2 protein-coding genes are annotated in these 2331 nt (G+C 27.7%); both read left to right on the forward strand.

Annotated elements, in window-relative coordinates:
* Positions 1-101 precede the first annotated feature (101 nt).
* On the forward strand, positions 102-422 hold the full coding sequence (yajC, locus tag KHW44_RS08715) for a preprotein translocase subunit YajC (protein WP_110057921.1): 321 nt from the start codon (positions 102-104) through the stop codon (positions 420-422).
* 66 nt (positions 423-488) lie between these two features.
* Positions 489-2231 carry a single-stranded-DNA-specific exonuclease RecJ gene (gene recJ / locus KHW44_RS08720; RefSeq protein WP_304068519.1) on the forward strand — a complete coding sequence of 581 codons (1743 nt, stop codon included), beginning with the start codon at positions 489-491 and terminating at the stop codon, positions 2229-2231.
* Positions 2232-2331 lie beyond the last annotated feature (100 nt).

Here is a 2331-nt window from a genome sequence, read left to right on the forward strand (position 1 = left end):
CTACGACCTCTATCTATACAATTATTATCCCATATGAAAGTGGGATTGAAAATAAAATGTAGTATTTATTACTACAACTATATTATACGAGGAGGATTATTATGCCAAAAATGTTAGCATCATTATTGCCTTTGATTGCACTTTTTGCTGTAATGTATTTTTTAATGATTCGTCCACAACAAAAACAACAAAAACAATTAATGGATATGAGAAACGCTATAAAAGTTGGAGACGAAGTAATTACAATTGGTGGAGTTAAAGGAACAATAGTTTCTGTAACTGATGATAGTGTTATTTTAGAAACTGCATCACAAAAAACAAGACTTGAATTTGTTAAAAATGCTATTGCATCTAATGTAAAGGCAGCAAAAGTAACAGAAAACAAACAAGAAGACAAAAAAGAAGATAATGAAGAAAAATAGAAATTGATTTATAGCTCAAATTTTAAGTTTGAGCTATAAATCCATTTTTTTATTTGGAGATAATGAATGAATAAATGGTTAATAAATAATAGAGGCAATAATTTTAGCGAAGTATCACAACGATATAATATTCATCCATTAATAGCAAAGATTTTATTAAATAGAAACATAACAGATTTCCAAGCTTTTTTAAATCCAAATGCCGAAAATTCATATCATGATCCTTTTTTAATGAAAGATATGGATAAAGCGGTAGATATAATTATAAATGCTATTGAAAATGATCAAAACATAAGAATAGTTGGAGATTATGATCAAGATGGAAATTCGTCGACTATGACTTTACTTGATGGTCTAGGATATTTTACAGATAAACTTTCTTATGATATTCCTAATAGAATGACTGATGGATATGGGATTTCTTTTAACATAATCGAAAAATGTATCGAAGATAATATAGATTTAATAATAACTTGTGACAATGGTATAAGCGCTATAGAACAATGTGAATATGTCAAACAAAATGGATTAAAGATAATTGTAACGGATCATCATCAAACAATAAAACATGATGGAAAAGAAAATATTCCAAATGCTGACGCAGTTATTAACCCACAGCAACAATCTTGCAAGTATCCTTTTAAAAGTTTATGTGGCGCAGGGGTTTGTTATAAATTAATTCAGGCTATTAATGTCAAAAAAGGATACGGCATGTTAGAATGTGAAAATTTACTTCAATATGTTGCAATGGGAACTGTTTGTGATATCGTCGATTTAAAAGACGAAAACAGATATTTTGTTACTAAGGGATTACAAGAAATTAATAATACTGATAATTACGGTTTAAAATGCTTAATTGAGATGACTGGAATTAGAAATGGAGTAAATGTTTACAGTCTAGGATTTATAATTGGTCCATGTATCAATGCTGCTGGAAGATTAGATACTGCAAAATTAGGCGTTGAATTATTTCGTGATGAAAATATGGATAATGTTGAAGCATATGCAAAAATTTTAGTTGATCTCAATGAAAAGAGAAAAAAACTAACAGAAGACGGATTTAATAAAGCTGTTGAAATAATTGAAAACACAGGACTTATAAACGATGATATATTGATTTGTAATGTTGAAGGAATTCATGAAAGTGTCTGCGGAATAATAGCTGGAAGAATAAAAGAAAAATACAATAAACCAACATTAATACTAACAAGATCTGAAAATTACAATATTCTCAAAGGATCCGGAAGAAGTATTTCTGAGTATGATATATTCAAAGAATTTGATGAGTTTAGAGAAATGTTCGTATCGTTTGGTGGGCATCCTATGGCATGTGGATTATCAATTGAAGAGGATAAATTAGATGAGTTTAGGACTAAAGTTAATCAAAATAGCAGACTAACAGAAGAAGATTTTGTAAAAAAAATTCTGATTGATTCAAGTTTTTATGTCGACAAGATAGATTTTGATTTGATAGAAGAAATCGATCGTTTGCGTCCATTTGGAAAAGATAACCCTAGACCTATTTTGGGAGATAGAGATTTGGAAATTATTTTTGCAAAGATGATTGGGAAAAATAAGAATGTTTTGAAGTTGAAATTACTTAAAAATAATAGAACAATTGATGCAATTTTGTTTTCAGAAGCTATAGAAAAATATAATTATTTATTAGAAAAATTCGATGAAAATGTAATGAGTAAACTTGAAAATAGTATTGCTTGTAATGCAAAAATAGATATTATTTACTATCCCGAAATAAATGATTTTAATAATGTTAAGAATATTCAATTAAATTTAATTGATTTAAGATAAATGTTAACAATAATGCTCATGTTATGGTATAATTATAACAAAATAATTATTAGGAGGTAGCTTTATGCATTATGAACAATCGGATTTACAAAGTTTGATA

The sequence above is a fragment of the Finegoldia magna genome, from assembly GCF_018371055.1.
In the GTDB taxonomy this organism is placed as follows: Bacteria; Bacillota; Clostridia; order Tissierellales; family Peptoniphilaceae; genus Finegoldia; species Finegoldia magna_I.